Source organism: Streptomyces lacaronensis, assembly GCF_047337785.1.
Taxonomy (GTDB): domain Bacteria; phylum Actinomycetota; class Actinomycetes; order Streptomycetales; family Streptomycetaceae; genus Streptomyces; species Streptomyces lycopersici.
The window spans coordinates 11,833,983-11,850,580 of record NZ_JBLHDK010000003.1 but is presented as its reverse complement, the minus strand read 5'-3'; the positions used below and the strand labels follow the sequence as shown (position 1 = coordinate 11,850,580).

At 69.4% G+C, this 16,598-nt stretch carries 16 protein-coding genes and 4 pseudogenes; 14 read left to right on the top strand and 6 right to left on the bottom strand.

The window, feature by feature from the left end:
* The first annotated feature begins 133 nt into the window (after window positions 1–133).
* Genes ACMTAK_RS50865 through ACMTAK_RS50850 form a run of 4 tightly spaced genes read left to right on the top strand, consistent with a single transcriptional unit; the run spans window position 134 to window position 6,117 of the window.
* Window positions 134–1,501 (top strand): cytochrome ubiquinol oxidase subunit I, encoded by a 1,368-nt coding sequence (locus ACMTAK_RS50865; RefSeq protein ID WP_413812489.1) that lies wholly within the window; start codon window positions 134–136, stop codon window positions 1,499–1,501.
* Window positions 1,494–2,756, top strand: a complete 1,263-nt coding sequence (locus ACMTAK_RS50860) for a cytochrome d ubiquinol oxidase subunit II (RefSeq protein ID WP_413812488.1) — start codon at window positions 1,494–1,496, stop codon at window positions 2,754–2,756. Before ACMTAK_RS50865 ends, ACMTAK_RS50860 begins: the two co-directional genes overlap by 8 nt.
* Window positions 2,753–4,480 carry an ABC transporter ATP-binding protein/permease gene (locus tag ACMTAK_RS50855; RefSeq protein ID WP_413812487.1) on the top strand — a complete coding sequence of 576 codons (1,728 nt, stop codon included), beginning with the start codon at window positions 2,753–2,755 and terminating at the stop codon, window positions 4,478–4,480. The genes ACMTAK_RS50860 and ACMTAK_RS50855 overlap by 4 nt, the downstream gene beginning before the upstream one ends.
* The gene (locus ACMTAK_RS50850; RefSeq protein ID WP_413812486.1) at window positions 4,477–6,117 is read left to right on the top strand and encodes an ATP-binding cassette domain-containing protein; all 1,641 of its coding nucleotides are present in this window, start codon (window positions 4,477–4,479) and stop codon (window positions 6,115–6,117) included. Before ACMTAK_RS50855 ends, ACMTAK_RS50850 begins: the two co-directional genes overlap by 4 nt.
* Window positions 6,118–6,196: 79 nt before the next feature.
* Here the strand turns inward: ACMTAK_RS50850 and ACMTAK_RS50845 are convergent, their stop codons facing one another.
* Together ACMTAK_RS50845 and ACMTAK_RS50840 are read right to left on the bottom strand one after the other, a co-directional pair.
* The gene (locus ACMTAK_RS50845) at window positions 6,197–7,033 is read right to left on the bottom strand and encodes an alpha/beta fold hydrolase (protein WP_413812485.1); all 837 of its coding nucleotides are present in this window, start codon (window positions 7,031–7,033) and stop codon (window positions 6,197–6,199) included.
* A gap of 698 nt (window positions 7,034–7,731) precedes the next feature.
* Entirely contained in the window at window positions 7,732–8,127 is a 396-nt protein-coding gene (locus tag ACMTAK_RS50840; RefSeq protein WP_413813243.1) for a helix-turn-helix domain-containing protein, read from the bottom strand.
* A gap of 330 nt (window positions 8,128–8,457) precedes the next feature.
* On the opposite strand from ACMTAK_RS50840, the gene ACMTAK_RS50835 reads away from it, so the two are divergent.
* Complete coding sequence (locus ACMTAK_RS50835; RefSeq protein WP_413812484.1) at window positions 8,458–9,399, top strand: hypothetical protein; 942 nt, start codon at window positions 8,458–8,460, stop codon at window positions 9,397–9,399.
* A gap of 219 nt (window positions 9,400–9,618) precedes the next feature.
* Here ACMTAK_RS50835 and ACMTAK_RS50830 read toward each other — a convergent pair whose 3' ends face one another.
* The gene (locus ACMTAK_RS50830) at window positions 9,619–9,909 is read right to left on the bottom strand and encodes a hypothetical protein (protein ID WP_413812483.1); all 291 of its coding nucleotides are present in this window, start codon (window positions 9,907–9,909) and stop codon (window positions 9,619–9,621) included.
* Between ACMTAK_RS50830 and ACMTAK_RS50825 the strand changes: the two genes are divergently transcribed.
* Both ACMTAK_RS50825 and ACMTAK_RS50820 read left to right on the top strand, forming a co-directional pair.
* Entirely contained in the window at window positions 9,902–10,039 is a 138-nt protein-coding gene (locus ACMTAK_RS50825) for a hypothetical protein (protein ID WP_413812482.1), read from the top strand. The two genes, ACMTAK_RS50830 and ACMTAK_RS50825, sit on opposite strands and share 8 nt — an antisense overlap.
* Window positions 10,040–10,279: 240 nt before the next feature.
* Window positions 10,280–10,465, top strand: a complete 186-nt coding sequence (locus ACMTAK_RS50820) for a transposase family protein (protein ID WP_413812481.1) — start codon at window positions 10,280–10,282, stop codon at window positions 10,463–10,465.
* Window positions 10,466–10,510: 45 nt separating this feature from the next.
* On the opposite strand, the gene ACMTAK_RS50815 is transcribed toward ACMTAK_RS50820, so the two are convergent.
* The gene (locus tag ACMTAK_RS50815) at window positions 10,511–11,467 is read right to left on the bottom strand and encodes a serine hydrolase domain-containing protein (protein ID WP_413812480.1); all 957 of its coding nucleotides are present in this window, start codon (window positions 11,465–11,467) and stop codon (window positions 10,511–10,513) included.
* 238 nt (window positions 11,468–11,705) lie between these two features.
* On the opposite strand from ACMTAK_RS50815, the pseudogene ACMTAK_RS50810 reads away from it, so the two are divergent.
* The 4 genes and pseudogenes from ACMTAK_RS50810 to ACMTAK_RS50795 all read left to right on the top strand — a co-directional run.
* Window positions 11,706–12,470, top strand: a pseudogene (locus ACMTAK_RS50810) (transposase); the annotation flags it as partial.
* Between the two features lie 143 nt (window positions 12,471–12,613).
* Window positions 12,614–13,216: an HAD family hydrolase gene (locus tag ACMTAK_RS50805; RefSeq protein ID WP_413812479.1), complete on the top strand. Its 603-nt coding sequence runs from the start codon at window positions 12,614–12,616 to the stop codon at window positions 13,214–13,216.
* Window positions 13,217–13,317: 101 nt separating this feature from the next.
* Window positions 13,318–14,155: pseudogene (locus ACMTAK_RS50800) on the top strand (IS701 family transposase); the annotation flags it as partial.
* Window positions 14,156–14,196: 41 nt separating this feature from the next.
* A pseudogene (locus ACMTAK_RS50795) lies at window positions 14,197–14,610 on the top strand (transposase); the annotation flags it as partial.
* An 82-nt stretch (window positions 14,611–14,692) separates the two neighbouring features.
* On the opposite strand, the gene ACMTAK_RS50790 reads toward ACMTAK_RS50795, so the two are convergent.
* Window positions 14,693–15,439 carry a phosphotransferase family protein gene (locus ACMTAK_RS50790; protein ID WP_210948568.1) on the bottom strand — a complete coding sequence of 249 codons (747 nt, stop codon included), beginning with the start codon at window positions 15,437–15,439 and terminating at the stop codon, window positions 14,693–14,695.
* A gap of 20 nt (window positions 15,440–15,459) precedes the next feature.
* On the opposite strand from ACMTAK_RS50790, the gene ACMTAK_RS50785 reads away from it, so the two are divergent.
* Entirely contained in the window at window positions 15,460–15,738 is a 279-nt protein-coding gene (locus ACMTAK_RS50785) for a hypothetical protein (protein WP_413813296.1), read from the top strand.
* Window positions 15,684–15,947, top strand: coding sequence for a Pycsar system effector family protein (locus ACMTAK_RS50780; RefSeq protein WP_413813242.1), 264 nt, complete (start codon window positions 15,684–15,686; stop codon window positions 15,945–15,947). The genes ACMTAK_RS50785 and ACMTAK_RS50780 overlap by 55 nt, the downstream gene beginning before the upstream one ends.
* A gap of 108 nt (window positions 15,948–16,055) precedes the next feature.
* On the opposite strand, the gene ACMTAK_RS50775 is transcribed toward ACMTAK_RS50780, so the two are convergent.
* Window positions 16,056–16,244, bottom strand: coding sequence for a hypothetical protein (locus ACMTAK_RS50775; protein WP_413812478.1), 189 nt, complete (start codon window positions 16,242–16,244; stop codon window positions 16,056–16,058).
* Window positions 16,245–16,300: 56 nt separating this feature from the next.
* Between ACMTAK_RS50775 and ACMTAK_RS50770 the strand changes: the two are divergent.
* Window positions 16,301–16,450: pseudogene (locus ACMTAK_RS50770) on the top strand (ATP-binding protein); the annotation flags it as partial.
* Window positions 16,451–16,598 lie beyond the last annotated feature (148 nt).

Below are 16,598 nucleotides of genomic sequence, written 5' to 3'. Positions count from 1 at the left end.
GGCCGTCGCGGCGGACCCGCCACGCGACAGTCGGCGAAGGCCGACCAGGGCAGTCCGTGCCTGAAGCCTCCCCTCGCACGGGACTGAACCTGCGCGAGCCCCCGCCAGAACCGCTGCCTTCCCGGGAGTACCCATGGACTCGTCAACCGTCGTCGAACTGTCCCGATGGCAGTTCGCGATCACCGCGATCTTCCATATGACCTTCCCCGCGCTCACCGTCGGCCTCTCCGTGCTCCTCGCCGTCGTGTACACGGTCTACGTACGCACCGGGAATCCCCTGTACCTGCAGATCTTCCGGTTCTGGAAGAAGATCTTCGCTGTCGGCTTCGGCCTGGGCGTCGTCGCGGGCACGGTGATGACATTCGAGTTCGGCCTCAACTGGGGCACGTACGCCCACGCGGTCGGTCCGATCATCGGTGTCACCATCGGCATGGAAGTGATCACCGCCTTCTTCCTGGAGGCGGGGTTCATCGGCCTGATGCTCTATGGGGACGGGCGGATCCGCCCGCGCACCATGGCCCTGGCCAGCTGGATGGTCGCCTTCGGAACGCTGCTGTCCACGACCTGGATCCTGTCGGCCAACAGCTGGATGCAGGACCCCGTCGGCTACCAGAAGGTCGCCGGCCAGTTCCAGGCCAGGGACTGGATCAGCATCCTGTTCAACCCCGCCTTCGCCCACCGCTTCCCGCACATGCTGCTGGCCGTGCTGATCAGCGCCGCCTGGTTCGTCGGCGGGATCTCCGCCTGGTACCTGGTGAAGAACCGGGTCCACGCCCAGCCCATGGCCCGCCGCTGTCTGTCCATCGCGCTCGGCGTGCTGGGAGTGCTGATGCCGGTGCAGCTGTACGTGGGAGACGGCACGGCGGTCTACATGGGCCAGCACCAGCTCCCCAAGCTCGAGGCGTTCGAGGGCAACTGGAAGAGCGACAACAACGGCTACAACCTGCTCATCGTTCCCGACACCGACAAGGGCGAGAACCGACTGCACGTCGAGATTCCCTATCTCGGGTCGGTCATCGCCCAGGACCTCAGCGGCAAGACGACGACGCCCGGACTGCTCCAGACCCCGCCCGACGAGCGCCCCAACATATGGACCACCTTCTACGGTTTCCGGGCGATGTACTTCACCGCGCTGCTCATGTTCGGCACGGCCTTCGCGGGCGTCGTCCTGCGCATGCGGCGGCGCCTGTTCGACTCCCCGCGCTTTCTGCGGTGGATGGTGTGGATGACCCCGGCCGGGATCATCGCCATCACCGGCGGCTGGATCGTCGCTGAGACGGGCCGCCAGCCCTGGGTCGTCTACGGCCAATTGCGCACCGCCGACGCTGTCTCGCACCTGTCCACCTTCGAAGTCGCCGCCAGCCTGGCCGGTTTCGTCCTGCTCTACGTCACCCTGCTGGCCATCTGGGCCCGCTACATCGTCCGCACGGTCAAGGCCGGCCCCGAGGCACTGCCCACCGGGCCCGCCTCGTCCGACGCATCGGAGGCCCTCGTTGCTTGAGTACGCCAGTTACACTCTGGCCCTCTTCTCACTCGCCATGTACGTCGTCCTCGACGGCTACGATCTTGGCGTGGGCATGCTCAGCCTGACGGCCCGGCCGGAGCGCCGACGGGAGTACAGCGAGATCGTCGCCACCGCCTGGGACGCCAACGAAAGCTGGATCATCCTGGCCGGCGTCGTGCTCTGGGCCGGCCTGCCGGGCGCCTACGCCGTGGTTCTGCCCGGTGTCTATCTGCCGTTGATCGGCATGCTGGTCGCCATCATCCTGCGCGGTCTCGGCCTGGAGATGCAGAGCGCGGCCGGTGGCTACCGGCGGGGTTGGGCGTTGTTGTTCGGCGGGGCGTCGTTCGCCGCCACCGTGTGCCAAGGTCTCGTCCTCGGCGCCGTGCTCACCGGCCCGCACCAGCGGAACGGTGCCTTCCAGGGTGGGGCATTCGACTGGCTCAGCGGCTACGGCGTGCTGTGCGCGCTCGGTCTGGTCGCCGTCTATCTGCTGGCCGGGGCCGCCTGGCTGCAGGACAAGACCGAGGGCTGGTCACGGTCGGACGCCCGCCGCACCGGACGGTCGCTGCTGGTGGTCACCGCGGTCATGGCGGTCGTACTCGGCCTGCTGCTGCCGAGCGCGGACCCGCAGCCGTTGCAGATGGACCAGCCTGTGCGGGCGGTGCTGTTCTGGCTTACGGTCGTCGCCGCTGTCGTGGCCGGTGCCATCGCCTGGTACGGCTTCGGCCGTCGCCCCGATTGGCTGCCGTTCGCCGCCGTGGCCACGATGACGGCCTGTGGGCTGCTGGGCCTGGCGGTGGTTTCCGTACCGGTCGTCGTACCGCCCGGACTGACCGTCCATCAGGTTGCGAGCCCGTACTCCTCGCAGCTCTTCCTGGTCCTGGGCGTCGGGCTGTGCATACCGTTCGTACTGGCCTACAACGTCTACGCGTGGCGGAGCTTCCGCGGCAAGTACACCGATCCGGTGGAGCGTCCGATCCCACCGCTGCACGCCCGTACCCACCCCTTGGCGGTCTCCCCCGCGCCCTCCGGCACCCTGCGGACGATCGTGCGACGGACCCTGCTGGTGGTACTCGGCGTCCTGGCGACGGCCCTGTCCCAGGATGTGTTCGGCGGTGTGGCCGCCTGGATCGGCCCGGTCGGTGTCACCGTCCTGAGCTGCGCGGCGCTGGCCGCCTGGATCATGGGCGACCGCCGGGACCGGCGCGCCGGATACTTCCACGCGGACATCGAGGCGGAGACCCCCTCGTGAGCACCACCGCCGTGCTCCTGGAGGAACTGGCCGCGGACCGGGCCGCGGACCCGGCGCCCGCCCGGTTGAAGGAATGGGCGGCCGTCGGCCGGCGGGAGCTGCGCCGCGCAGGACTGCTGCGCGGCGCGGCCCAGCTCGGCACGGTCATCTGGGCGGGCGGGCTCTCCTGGGGCGCCCAGCGCGGTCTGTCCGCACTCCACGGCGGCCCCACGTCCGCCGTACTGCCGCCCGCCCTGCTGATAGCGGTCGGCGTGGCCCTGCGCGCCGTACTGCTGGCCGCGGGCGACACGGCGGCCGCGCGCGGCGCCCGCACCGTACGCGAGACCCTGCGCGGCCGGCTCATCGACACGGCGCTACCCGCACAGGGACCGGCCCCCACCGACCTGGACGATGCCGCACTGGTCCAGGCCGTCGACGGCGAGATCGGTCAGCTGACCGACTGGCTCACCGACTATCTGCCCGCGCGGACCACCATGCTGCTCGGCAGCGGCCTCACCCTGGCCGCGATCGCCTCCCGCAGCTGGTTCGTCGCCCTGCTCGTGCTGGCCGCCACGCCACTGCTGCCGGCCAACCTGAAGGTCATCGGCCTGGGCACGCAGACCGCCGTACGCGCCCAACTGGCGGCGATCCGCACGCACCAGTACCGCCTGCTGGACCATCTGCGCGGGCTGCCCACCCTGGTCGGGCTCGGGGCCCATGACCAGGCGGCCGAGTCGCTGGCCGGGCACGACCGGGAGGTCGCCGGTCGCACCGAGAAGGTGCTGCGGATCGCCTTCCTGTCGACCGCATGGGTCGAACTGCTCATCACCGGCACCCTCGCCGTGGTGGCGACCTACTGCGGCCTGGTCCTGCTCGATTACCTGGACCTGCCCGTCGTACCGGACCACATGAGCCTGTCCGCCGCGCTGTTCGTCCTCATCCTGGTGCCCGCCTACTTCGCGCCGGCCCGGGACCTGGCTGCCGGCTACCACGCCCGCGCCCGGGCGACCGCCGCCGCCGGCCTGCTGGCGCCGGTTCTGGACGCGTACCGCGAGACCGTGGTGCCGCCTGACCGACCGACCCGGCGGGCCGTGGCGCCACCCGGGGTGCGCCTGGAAGCCGTCACGGTCCATCACGCCGGCCGGGAGGCACCCGCGCTGGACCGGATCAGCGTGCAGCTCGCGCCGAGCCGGTGCCTCGCCATCACCGGCCCCAGCGGAGCCGGCAAATCCACGCTGCTCGCCGTTGCGGCCGGGCTGTACACCCCGCACGGTGGACGCACGCTCCACCTACTGGACGGCCGGCCCGTTCCCGCCGACCCCAGCCGGGTCGCCTGGGTGGGCCAGCCCGCGCACCTGCTGCCCGGCACCCTGCGCGAGAACCTTCTCCTGGCCCGGCCCACAGCGAGCGACCACGACCTCCTGAACGCCGTCGCCTCCCTCGGCTTCGAAGACCTCCTCGCCGCAGTGCCGCAGGGACTGGACACACCGCTCGGCGAACGCGGCACCGGCCTGTCCTCCGGCCAGTCCCAACAGCTCTCCCTCATCCGGGCGTTGCTGCGGGACGTGCCCCTGCTGTGCCTGGACGAACCCACCGCACACCTCGACCCGGAAGCGGAGCAACGCGTGCTGTCCGCGCTGCGCACGCTGACCCGCGACCGTACGGTCCTGCTCGCCACCCACAGTCCCGGGCTGCTGCAACTGGCGGACCACGTCATCACGCTGGACCACGGGAGAGCCCAGTGAACCGGATCAGCGCCTGGCGGCTGCTGCGTACGGCGGCTCCGCGCCGCGCCCTCCTGACCGGCACACTGTTGGCCGCGGCGGCGGAACTCAGCGGCGCCGCACTGCTCGGTGTGTCCGGCTGGTTCCTGACGACCTGTGCCGTGGTCACCCTCCAGGCCAACACCACGTGGTCCTGGATGTACCCCTCGAGCGCCGTCCGGGCACTGGCCCTGACCCGCACCGGGCTCCGCTACCTCGAACGCCTGGTCAACCACCGGACGCTGCTCGCCATCCAGGTGACCCTGCGTGCTCGACTGGCCCGCGGCGCTGCCCTCCTCACGCCTCATGAGCTGCGCGGGCAACGCGACGGGATACTGCTGACCCGGCTCACCGCCGATGTGGAGACCGTCGCGGGCCTGCCCGCGAACGCCATCGCGCCATTGATGTCGGCGATCACAACCGCGTGCCTGGTCGAGATCCTGCTGCTGTGGGCCATGCCGGTCATGGGGGCGGCCGAACTGGTCGTCTGGGCAGTCGGCTTCGCCTGTGCCCGGCAAGCCCACCGCCGTGGGCGCACCCACCTCGCCGGCGCCGCCGAGGCCAGGGCCGCGCACCGTACCGTGCTGCTCGGCAGTCGGGCCGCCTTCAATGAACTGCGGTGTCTGGACGCCGTGCCCCAGGCGCGACAAACGGCAGCGAACGCCATGGCCGCCGTCGAGTCCGCAGAGTGGGCCGCCGCCCGGGCCGAGCGGCATGGACGACTGGCGTTGCGTCTTCTTGCCGCGCTGGGGCAGGCGGCGGTGCTGGTCGTCGCCTGGTGCGCCGCGCCTGCCCGGCCGATCGCGGTCGTGGTGGGTGAGGTGTTGTTGGTAGCCGCCGGGTGGGAGCTTTTGGAGAGGCTTCCTCGGCTGATGCAGGAGATGACTCAGGCGGGGGACGCGGCCGGCCGCCTCGCCGCCCTCGCGGCCGACGATCAGCCCGCAGGTCGGAAGCAGCGGCCGACCGCTCGCTCCGTCGAAACCATGGGCCTCCCTCTCATGGACTCGACCGCGGAACTCACCATGACCGTAGAAGGCCCCGGCATGATTCTCGTTACCGGTCCGAACGGCAGTGGGAAGTCCACACTGCTCGGCCGACTCGCGGGGCGCATACCTGCTCCCGCAGGCACAGTCCTCCTCGACGGCACACCGCTGCACGATCTGCCCGCCCAGACCGTCGCGGAGACGGTCACCCTCGTCGAGGCCGACGACTGGCTGGCCGACGACACCGTCGCGGCGAATCTGCGTCAGGCGGCACCGTCGGCCGACACCACCGCTCTACGGCGCGCACTGGAACCCGTCGGCCTGTCGGCCTTGCCGCTCGACACACCGGTTGGCCCGGGCGGACGTCTGCTGTCCCAGGGTCAGCGGAGGCGCCTTGCCACGGCACGCGCCGTACTGAGGCGTCCTCCGGTCCTGCTGCTCGACGAACCGGTGGCTGGCCTGGACCGCCCCACCGCCGAGGCGCTGCTGGCCGCACTGGCCGAGGCGCTGCCCGAGACCGCGTTGGTGATTACCCTGCAGGAGCAGGACCTTGGCGTACTGAAGCGGACACCGACCCTCGTCGTCCGGCTGGGCCAGGCCGCCGAACGGCCGCTCCGTCCCGAGTCGGTGGCCTAGCAGGACCGACCATGGCGGACAGCTGCCGGAGACATGCGGGAGCCGGGTCGCCTTCGAAGGCGACCCGGCTCCCGTTCGGTCACTTTCCCAGGAAGGTGAGAAGCGCCGCGTTGACCTCCTCCGCGTGGGTCCACAGCAGGCCGTGCGGGGCGCCCTCGATCTCCACGTAGTCGGCGGACGGGAGCGCCTTGTGGAACGGCCGCGCGGTCCCCTCGACGGGCAGGATGCGATCGCCCGTGCCATGCAGGATCAAGGCCGGTACGTCAATGGCCGGGATGTCGGCACGGAAGTCGGTGTACCAGGTCGACGGCGCGGCGGCGGCGGCGAAGAAGCCACCGCCGGCCGAGACGTTCCAGCTATTGCGTACCGCCTCCTCGCTGATCCTGGTGCCGAGGTTCTCGTCGAGGTTGTAGAAGTCCTTGTAGAAGGCGGTGTAGTACGCGTAACGGTCCGCCTTGACCGCCGCGACGACGCCGTCGAAGAACTCCTTCGGGGCTACCCCGTCCGGGTTGTCGTCGCTCTTGAGCAGGCAGGGCTCCAGCGAGGACAGGAAGGCGACCTTGGCCACTCGGGCAGAGCCGAAGGCGGCCACGTACCGGGCGACCTCACCGGTACCCATCGAGAACCCGACGAGGACGGCGTCACGCAGGTCGAGGGTCTCCATCACAGTGTTCAGGTCGGCCGCGAAGGTGTCATAGTCGTAGCCGGTCGTCGGCTGGCTGGACTGACCGAAGCCGCGCCGGTCGTAGGTGATCACTCGGTAGCCGGCGTCGAGCAGCACGGCACTCTGCCGCTCCCAGGAGTGGCCGTCGAGCGGGAAGCCGTGGATGAGGACGACCGGCTGCCCGGTTCCGTGGTCCTCGTAATAGAGGTCGATGGCGGTGGAGTTCTCCTGGCCCACGGTGATGTACGGCATGGGTTGCTACCTCGTTTCCGGGATGACTGGTGCGCGCGGCCACGCCCCGCTTCGGTGCGGAAGAACGCGTCGTACGGGAAGACCGGGCCGTCGGCGGCCGGTCCGCAGGCGTGCGCGACGGAACGCCGTTCACGCTAGGGCGGATGCCCTGCCCCTGTTGTCTCGCAGTGCACTGGTTGTTGCCTGATGGCGCAGATTACGGAAGCGCGGACGGACAAGGGCTCGGGCACTCACAGGCAATGCGCTTCACTGTTTGTCCCTACTGTCTGTTCGTGCCTGCAGCTCTTCGCCCGGCTGGACGTCTTGCGTGGCTCCCGCCTAACGGAGTTTCTCAGTACGAGGCAGCCGCTACCGGCGGCACGGCAACTGCTGGATCGCTGTCTGCCGCGGTCCATCACGGTGCGGGGCCTGCTGTTGACCTTCGGGCAGTGTCTCGGCATGGCCTTCCACGGACTGGAGGATCGGACCCCATTTTCACGGTGGTATTCGAGGTATGTGACGGGTTGTTGTGGCCCCGGCTTACCTCGTGCGGTGGGACGCTCGCTGTGGTCCGCGGTGTTGGGGGGACTTCAGGTGTCCTTGACCAAGGAAGAGATCTTTCTCCGGATCCGTCGCGACTCGTGGCGGGAGGGGTTGTCGACCCGGGCACTCGCGCGCAGGTACGGAGTGCACCGCCGGTTGGTGCGGAGGCATTGGCCTCACCGACACCGAAGCCGCGACGTCCTGAAGGGTGTCAATATTCCGATCAGACTGCTGAGCTGAGCGTTTCCTGTGGATGGTGAGGCAGTCGGGGCGACAGGGTGTGGTACTCGTTGAGCAGTCCGCCAAGTACTTGGCGGCGCCTGACCGTGACAGCGGGCAGGGGGATAACGTTCGGGGCGTCGTCGGGTGCCCGGCGGTAGACCGGAGCGGCGCAGGACGCGCCGGATCGTGGCGGCCGCGACCCGATGACCGAGCCGCCACAGCTCACCTTGGATCCTGACGTACCCCCAGGTCGGGTTCTCTCGCGCCAAGCGCTGGATGAGCGCGACTATCTCTTCCGGTAACGGTGGCCGACCGGGTCCGACCGCCGTCTGGCGCCACTTCCAGCGCACCAGACGCCGGTGCCCGGTCAGCAGCGTGCCCGGTGTGAGCAGCCGATAGCGGCGCAAGGCGGATGGCAGGTGCCGTGCGAGAGCGGAGAACACGGCACGATCAGCCCATGAGAGCCGCGGCCGCTCGATCTGCCGGCGAAGCACAGCGACCTCATGACGAAGCACGAGGATCTCGGCATTGTTCGCGGCGGTCGACCGGCCCGGCAAGAGCAAGCAGCCCAGTAGTCGACAGAAGATCAGGGTCGGTAGCCGTTCCCCTCTGGCCAAGGACACCGAGCGCGCCCTTGACTTGACTGGAACACGGCAACGGTTATGTGAAGGGACACTGACGTGCGTGCACGGGGCATCAACTACGACACCGGGTTCCTCCCCGGGGAGGAACTTTCCCGCAAGAGCTTCACCCCTGAGATGGTCCAGCGCGACATGGCGGTGATCTCCGGGGATCTCCACTGTGACGCCGTTCGTATCTCCGGGCGAGAGCCTGAGCGGCTGAGTATCGCGGCGCGACACGCTGCAGCTGCCGGCCTTGAGGTCTGGTTCGCCCCATTTCCCGTGGACCTTCCTCCCGATCAGTTGCTCCCGTTCTTCGCCGACTGCGCCCGTCGGGCCGAAGCCGTACGGGAGGCCGGCGCCGATGTGGTGTTCGTTGCCGGCTGCGAGATCAGCGCGTTCTGTGGCGGTTTCATCCCGGGCGATACCTACGGCGACCGCCTGCGGGCCATGGCTGCCGCCGACATGGAGTGGTGGTCCTCCCTCGGTCCGGTACAGAAGCGCCTCAACGACTTCCTCGTTCAGGTCGCCGCGAGGGTCCGCACGCACTTCGGTGGGCGCATCACGTACGCCTCCGCCCCCTGGGAGTTCGTCGACTGGCGTCCATTCGACCTGGTCGGCATCGATGCCTACCGGGCCGCCTACAACGCCGACAGCTTCCGGGACGAGCTGCGTGGGCACCTCGCCCACGGCAAGCCCGTCGCGGTGACCGAGTACGGAACCTGCGCGTACCAGGACGCGGGAGAGCGCGGCGGCATGGCCTGGCAGGTGCCGCACGGCGCGGTATCGGACGAGGAAGAGCAGGTGCGCTACTTCACCGAACTGCTGGACATCTTCGAGGAGGAAGGCCTGGACACCGCGCTCTGGTTCACCTTCGCCGGTTACAGCAGGCCCGGGGAGCAAGGTCTTGGCTCCTATGGCGTTGTCCGGATGCTCGACGAGACCCGCTGGGAACCGAAGAAGGTATTCCACACGATGGCGGCCAGGTACCAACGTAGTTGAAGCGCCAGGCCCCCTGCCCCTGGCAGCACCTGCTCTGCAGCGCCCGATCGTCCGTCAGACGGGGTGCGGACTGCTCGGAATCGCTGACGCGGCTGGTAGTCGCTCCCTTACGCTCCGGAAGAACGGCTGGATGCGGCCCCGGGAGGGGAGTTCGGGGTGGCCGATGTGCTGGTGTGGGTGATGGAGCGTCGGGTGGTGCTGGAGGAGCGGGTCGAGCAGTTACGCAAGGACCTGGCCGAGACCGAGGCGGAGGTGGCCCGGCTGGAGGCGGCCGAGGTCGTCATCCGGCAGTACCTGGCCGACCGGGAGGCCGGCCATCCCGGCCAGGACGCCTGGGAGCAGGCGTTGGAGGAGGCCACCGGTGGTGGCGGTGCGTCTGCTCCGGCCGCGCCGGGAGCCGGAGGGATGCTGCTGGTGCCGCACCGCACCGAGGGCATGGGGGTCGAGGCGCTGCCGGAGGCCTACCAAAGGCTCATGACGATCGGGCCGCACCGGGCCGGTGGTGGCCAAGGACGTAGCGGCGGCGCTGGGCAGGGAGAACACACCGGCCAGAGTGGAGCCGGTCCGCGGTCAGCTGCGCAAACTCGCCGAACGTGGCTGGCTGGTGCGCACCGGGTCCGGGCGCTACCTGCCACGGTGATCCGCGTCCGCCAGCGTGGGCGAACTGTCCGGTTATGGGCACAACGCACAGGCTCTCGGCGGAAGTTGGGGCTTGGCGTGAAGAAGCAATCCCAGCCGGCCGAGGGCCCTTCCGGTGTTGTCCACCAGTGCCGCCTTCCCCTGTCGAACGCCACCGTGAACCTGGTCGCAGGCCTTCTCCGCGGCCCACCGGAAGAAGATCCGCTCCCGCTGGAGGAAGCTGAACTGCGGGCAGATCGCCGTGATCGTCCTCCCCCACCTGCGGCACGACCAGCGCCTTGCCGACCTGGCCGGCGGCCACCACGTCTCCGCCTCCACGGTGCGCCGCTGGGTGCCGGAGGCCATCGAACTGCTGGCCGCCAGGGCTCCACGACTGGACCGGGCACTGAAGAAGATCGCCCGAAAAGAAGGGATGTCCCGTAAATGATCTCCGAGGGGAGTGAGATGCATGGCGGAGCTGCCAGGGACGTGTTCAGGCTGACGGCATTAGCTCAATCGCAGCGGACACTTCAGCGAGAAGCGACGCAACACCCGCTCCCCAACGCGAGCTCACCACCAGGTCCCGTGCCGGGTCGACCCATAGCAGGTGGCCGCCGCCATTTCCTCGGGCGCAGCGCCCGGTGGACGGGGCCTTGGGCCATACCGTGCGGTGGTCGTTCAACCACCAGGAGAGCCCGTAGTTGGGCTTGACCGGGCAGGGCCGCCACATCTCCTCGATCCACGCGGCGGACAGCAGCCGGCGCCCGCCCCATTGCCCGTTCCGCAGGCAGAGTTGCCCGATCCGGGCCAGGTCGAGAGCATTGATCCACAGTCCGCCGCCCCAGTGTGCGCCGCCGGACACTACGGCGATGCGGCGGCCGTCGATCTCGACCGCGGAGTCGGCGTAACCGTGCCAGGACCACCCGGACGAGGCCCCGATCGGCTCCATGATCCGCTCGCGCAGCGCCTCCGGCAGGGGCCGACGGAGCAGGACGGTGAGCGCGAGGGCCGTCAGGTTCACTCGGACATCGTTGTAGGCCCAGCCCGCTCCGGGCGGTCCGCCGGCTGACTCCGTTCCCTCACGGGTGCTCTGGGCGTCGACCCAGGTCGGCTTGGACCACAGCTCGCCCTCCCACTGGCTGGACTGGTCCAGCAGATGCCGCCAGGTGATCTTCCGCGCGTGTGCGCCGCCGAACTGCGGCAGGTCGACCGAACGGCACACGGGTTCGTCCAGCCGGAGCAGTCCGTCGTCGAAGGCCAGCCCGGCCACCAGGGACAGCACGCTCTTGGTGGCGCTGAAGGCCATCTCCGTCCGCTCTGGGTCGCCCCAGGAGGCGAGTACCACGCCGCGCCGCGCGACGACACCGCTCGCCCCGTGCCCGTCGAGCAGGGGGCCCAGAACCTCCCGATGTGAGACATCGCCAACCTGGGAGGTCAGGTAGGACCTCATGTCCTGGATACCCGGTACCGTTCGCTCAGCCTGTTCCTTCGCGGCACGTGCCAGCCGGGCGGCATCCACCCCCGACCACGGGTCGTCGGCATCCCCGCCCCCGTCCAGACACTGCCCTACGTTTTCCATCAACCCCGCCCTCGTATGCGTCTGCGGACCGTCCGGGTGCTCCTACCCCACGAGCTCCCGACTGTCACCGACGCACTGAACTGGCGGGTCGCCGTGGGATGATCTTGAGGTGGCTGATGTGATCACGGCGTCGGAGCCCTCCTGGATAGCCCCGTTCACCGGGCTGAGCCCTCGCGCCTTCGGCAAGCTGGTGAGCGTGCTGCGGCGCGACGGCGCCGACTCGCCGCGGCGGGGACGGCCCTGTGGCCTGTCGTTGGAGGACCGGGTGCTGTTGGTGACGGCGTACTGGCGCACCAACTTGACCATTCGCCAACTGGCTCCATTGTTCAGGGTGTCGAAGTCAGCGGCGGACCGCATCATCGATCACCTCGGCCCGCTGCTGGCACTGAAGCCTCGCAAACGGTTCCGTAAGGACACTGTGCTCATCGTCGACGGCACCTTGGTTCCCACCCGCGATCACAGCGTCGCCGAGCAGTCGAAGAACCATCGGTATTCGACCAATCACCAGGTCGTCATCGACGCCGACACTCGCCTGGTGGTCGTGATCGGCCAGCCGTTGCCCGGCAACCGCAACGACTGCCGGGCCTGGAGCGAATCCGGCGCGAAGGAGGCCGTGGGAGCCACCACAACGATCGCCGACGGCGGCTACAGGGGCACCGGCCTGGTCATCCCGCACTACCGCCGGAGCAAGGACGACGAACTGGCCGAGTGGAAGCAGGAGCACAACACCTCCCATAGACGCCTCCGGGCCCGCGTCGAGCATGTCTTCGCCCGTATGGGCTGGAAGATCCTCCGCGACTGCCGGCTCAGGGGCGACGGCGTCCACCACGCTATGCGCGGGATAGCCCGCCCGCACAACCTCAACCTCGCGGGACAGGCGCCCCCGACCACCCGCAGTCGCCCAACGCTTCGACCGCGTCAGAGATCATTTACGGGATATCCCTGAGCGGCGGTAGGCAGGCTTGCGGTCGAGGCGGCCCGCTTTGGATGGAGGATGGCTGCGGTTATCGTCAGCGCATGCAGCCAAAGGTGATCTTCTTCGATCTTGGGGGCGTGGTCTGCCGGTTCCTTCCGCAGCGGAGACTTGCGGCGCTTGGTGAGGCATGCGGGGTGAGTGCGGAGCAGGTGGAGGGCGTGCTCTACGCATCCGGACTCATCGAGGGGTGGGATCGTGGCCTCGGCTCGCCCGTGGAGATCCACCGTGTGGTGCGGGAGAGGCTGGGCTACCCAGGGAATCTCGCGGAGCTCCGGGAGGTCTGGTGCCGCGCCTTCGAGCCGGATCCGCAGGTGCTGGACCTGGTGGATGGTGTGCGCCCGCTGCGAACGGCCCTACTCACCGACAACGACCATCTGCTCTTGGACGCGCTGCCGGAGGAGCTGCCCCAGGTCGCGTCCCGCTTCGATGCCCTGCTTTTTTCGTGCAGGTTCGGGGCCACCAAACCCAGTGCGGTGGTGTTCAACCAGGCGCTCGACGTGATGGGCAGTGTCGCGAGTGAGGCCGTGTTCATCGACGACAAGCCTGCAAACGTTGCGGCCGCTCAGGAGCTGGGGATCACCGCGATCCAGTTCAGCGGTGCTGCGGGGCTTCGCCCTGCGCTGGACAAGGTCCTGGCACAGTGAGGCGCGCGCTGCCATGTCAGGCGGCGCGCCGTAGGGCGGAGTGCTGCCGGTTCCGGAGCGGGTGCGGCCACCGGTGATCATCGGTGTGTGAAGACAGAAGATCAGTCGGTGGCCGCAGGTCCGGCACCGCCGGACGCATCGAGAACTCCCGGGTCGCCGTCTACCTCGCCTACTCCACCCCTCTCGGGCACGCAGCGATCGACCGGGAGCTGTATCTCCCACGTTCCTGGACCGAGGACACAGCCCGCTGCCGGGCCGCCGGGATCCCCGACAGCGGCGCCTTCGCCACGAAACCCGCCCTCGCCGCCCGCATGATCGGCCGCGCCCTGGACGCCGGAGTCCTCGCGTCCTGGGTGGCTCGCGACGAGGTCTACGGAGGCAACCCGCACCTGAGGACCGAGCTGGAGAATCGGCAGGTCGGCTACGTCCTTGCGATCGCCTGCGACCATCAGATCACCACCCGTGCGGGCAAGTTCCGAGCCGACGCCCTGGCCAGGAAGCTGCCGAAACGGGCCTGGCAAAAGCTGTCCGCCGGGGCTGGAGCCAAGGGGCACCGCTTCTACGACTGGGCCCTGGCCAATCTCGCCGACGACCGGCCCGGTCACCACCAGCTGCTCGTCCGCCGCAACCGGCGCACCGGCGAACTCGCCTTCTACCGCTGTTACTCGCCGGTCCGGGTCCCGCCAGCCACCCTGATGCGGGTCGCCGGACGCAGATGGACGGTCGAGGAGACCTTCCAGTCCGGCAAGGGCCTGGCCGGGCTGGACGAACACCAGGTCAGGCGCTGGCCGTCCTGGCACCGCTGGGTCACCCTCTCGATGCTCGCCCACGTCTTCCTCACCGTCGTCCGCGCCGACGAACACACGGTCCAACTGGCGACGCCGCCACCAGGCCCGATCCCAAGCCAGCCACTATCAGCGACAAGCCGCTCAGGCATGAAGATCGCGATCTACAGCTGGAGTACTAACCCCATCGGATGTCTGATCGTCGAGGCGCACGGCATCCCGCTCGCGGCAATCACCACCGGCGGCAACCGCAACGACGTCACCCAACTGATCCCGCTGATCCAGGCCGTCCCATCGATCCGCGGCAAGGGCGGCCAGCCACTGCGCCGCCCCGAGCACCTGTACGCCGACCGCGGCCATGACCACGAGGCCTACCGGGACAAGATCCGCCGGTTCCAGATCACCCCGCACCTCGCACGGCGCGGCACCAGGCATGGCTCCGGCCTGGGCGTGTACCGCTGGGTCGTGGGAGGAGCGATCGCTCTGCTGCACTGGTTTCGCCGCCTGCGCATCCGCTGGGAGATGCGCGACGACATCCACCACGCGTTCGTCACCCTCGGCTGCGCCGTCATCTGCTGGCGACGACTGCGACGCACCGCACTTTGTTGAGGGTAAGGGCAGGCGATGCGCCCCAGGGGATGGCCTGCTCGATGTGTCGACACGCATACGTGGCAGTCGGGCCCGCGCAGCCTCACAGGCGGGATCTCAGCACGTCGACCTCACAGCCCGGCGCGGACGGGTCGAAGCCGTGCTCGAGCAGCCAGCGAACCCCCAGCAGGCTACGCAACGACCACCATGCGCGGATCACGTCGAGGTCGACGTCGGTGCCATAGCCGGCGACGACGTCGCCGAGGTGCTCCTCGTGTCCGAGCGTGAAGGTGGCGAGGTCGTACAGGGCATCGCCCTGGCCCGCCTCGGACCAGTCGATGATGCCCGTGACCTCGTCGCCGTCGACGAAGACGTGAGCGATCTGCAGGTCGCCGTGCGTGAACACCGGAGACCACGGCCGCAGCGCGGCCTCGGCGACCTGACGGTTGCGAGTGACCAGATCGGCGGGCAGGACGCCGTTCGTCACGAGCCACTCGCACTCGTCGTCGAGTTCCGCCGCCAACTCGTCGAGGCCCCGGCCGGCGCGGCCGGGCCAGGGCGGCAGCGGTGCGTCGTGCACCTTCCGGATGGCGGCACCCGCCGCGGCCCACGCCGCCGGGGACGCGGTCGACGGCTCGCCGAGCCGGCCGAGCGCCGCCCCCGGGACCGCGGCGATCGTGAGCACGGGCGGCTTGCGCCACAGGACCTTCGGGGTGGGAACCGGCGCCAGGGCCATCGCCTCCACCTCGACGTCGATACGCGCCTGATCGGCGTCCACCTTCAGGAACACATCGCCGACGCGCAGAGTCGCCCGCTCGGAATGGGCGACGACGACTTTGACCTCATCCATGGGCGACCAGTATCCCGGGGATGTTCGCCGACGTCGCCGGGTTTATCGCGTGCGATTACGCGGCTGACCGCGTCCCGCTACCCAGCGGCCTCGTGCACGACACCGACCTGTGGCCAGGTCAAGCCCACCACTTTTGTCAGGAATCCTTACTGCTCGCCTTCAACGGCACCGTGCTCGCCGGGCTCGCGTCCGTCGCCGACAAGGACCCGCCGCCCGCGACCAAGGTCTCGGCGCTGCGGCCGTCATCGCCCTGGGCGCCGCCGCCGTACTCCTGCTCCTGGTCGTCCGGCCCAACCTGAGCGGCTCCGACAAGGCGTCCTTCCCGTACTCGGCGCGAATCGACGAACACGAGATCCGCGCCTGCATGGACGGCGACAACCGCCCGGCCCGCATCCGTGTCCTGTCGACGATCGCCGTCGCCAAGTTCACGCGCCTGCGCCACGCGGTGCACCTCAGCCTCGCCGCCCTGGCGCTGCTTGCACTCGCCGCCGCCGGCGCCACGCTGTGACGGCGGCCGCGATGACCACAACCCGCACCCGTCTGGACCGGGTCCGCGCCTCCGCCGGAATCGTCCGCCTCGCCCTGCAGCAGATCGAGGACGAACTCGCCGACGACATCACCCCCCCAGGAGCTCGCCCAGATCCTGCGCGAGCTTCACCGCGAAGACGACCCACACGACGGAGTCCTCGCCGGCGTCGCGCAGCTGCTCACCGTCTCCGCCCGAACCGCCGAACGCCGCGACACGGACAGCGACGGCGACGCCTCCGGCCCGCTGCACGACGCGGCCGCCCTGCTGACCGACCACGTCCCTGTCCGCCTCTACTGGGCCACCCGCGTCCTGTACCCCGAAGGAGAACCCGCATGACCTCGCCGCTGTACCCGGACCTGCCCGACAACGGGCTGATCTTGCTGATCGGCGCCTCCGGCGCGGGCAAGTCGACGCCGGCCCGCACCTGGCCGGCCTCCCAGGTCCTCTCGCTCCATCGTCTGCGCGGCGTGGTCAGCGACGACTTCTCTGTCAAGTCCAGCGTGTTGAGCTGAACGTGCCCGGCGCCGCATCTGCTGTTCGAGCCGGAAAGCACCACTCGATTTGATCCAGCGTCATGTCGACAAGACGGCCGTCTTCAGGCTCGACCCCATCGCCACGAACCGCACATCG

Coding starts and splice junctions, on each gene's coding strand:
- ACMTAK_RS50865 (WP_413812489.1), top strand. CDS start 134: ATGGACTCGTCAACCGTCGTCGAACTGTCCCGATGGCAGTTCGCGATC.
- ACMTAK_RS50845 (WP_413812485.1), bottom strand. CDS start 7,033: ATGCCGTACATCACCGTGGGCCAGGAGAACTCCACCGCCATCGACCTC.
- ACMTAK_RS50815 (WP_413812480.1), bottom strand. CDS start 11,467: ATGAGGTCCTACCTGACCTCCCAGGTTGGCGATGTCTCACATCGGGAG.
- ACMTAK_RS50805 (WP_413812479.1), top strand. CDS start 12,614: ATGCAGCCAAAGGTGATCTTCTTCGATCTTGGGGGCGTGGTCTGCCGG.
- ACMTAK_RS50790 (WP_210948568.1), bottom strand. CDS start 15,439: ATGGATGAGGTCAAAGTCGTCGTCGCCCATTCCGAGCGGGCGACTCTG.
- ACMTAK_RS50785 (WP_413813296.1), top strand. CDS start 15,460: ATGTTCGCCGACGTCGCCGGGTTTATCGCGTGCGATTACGCGGCTGAC.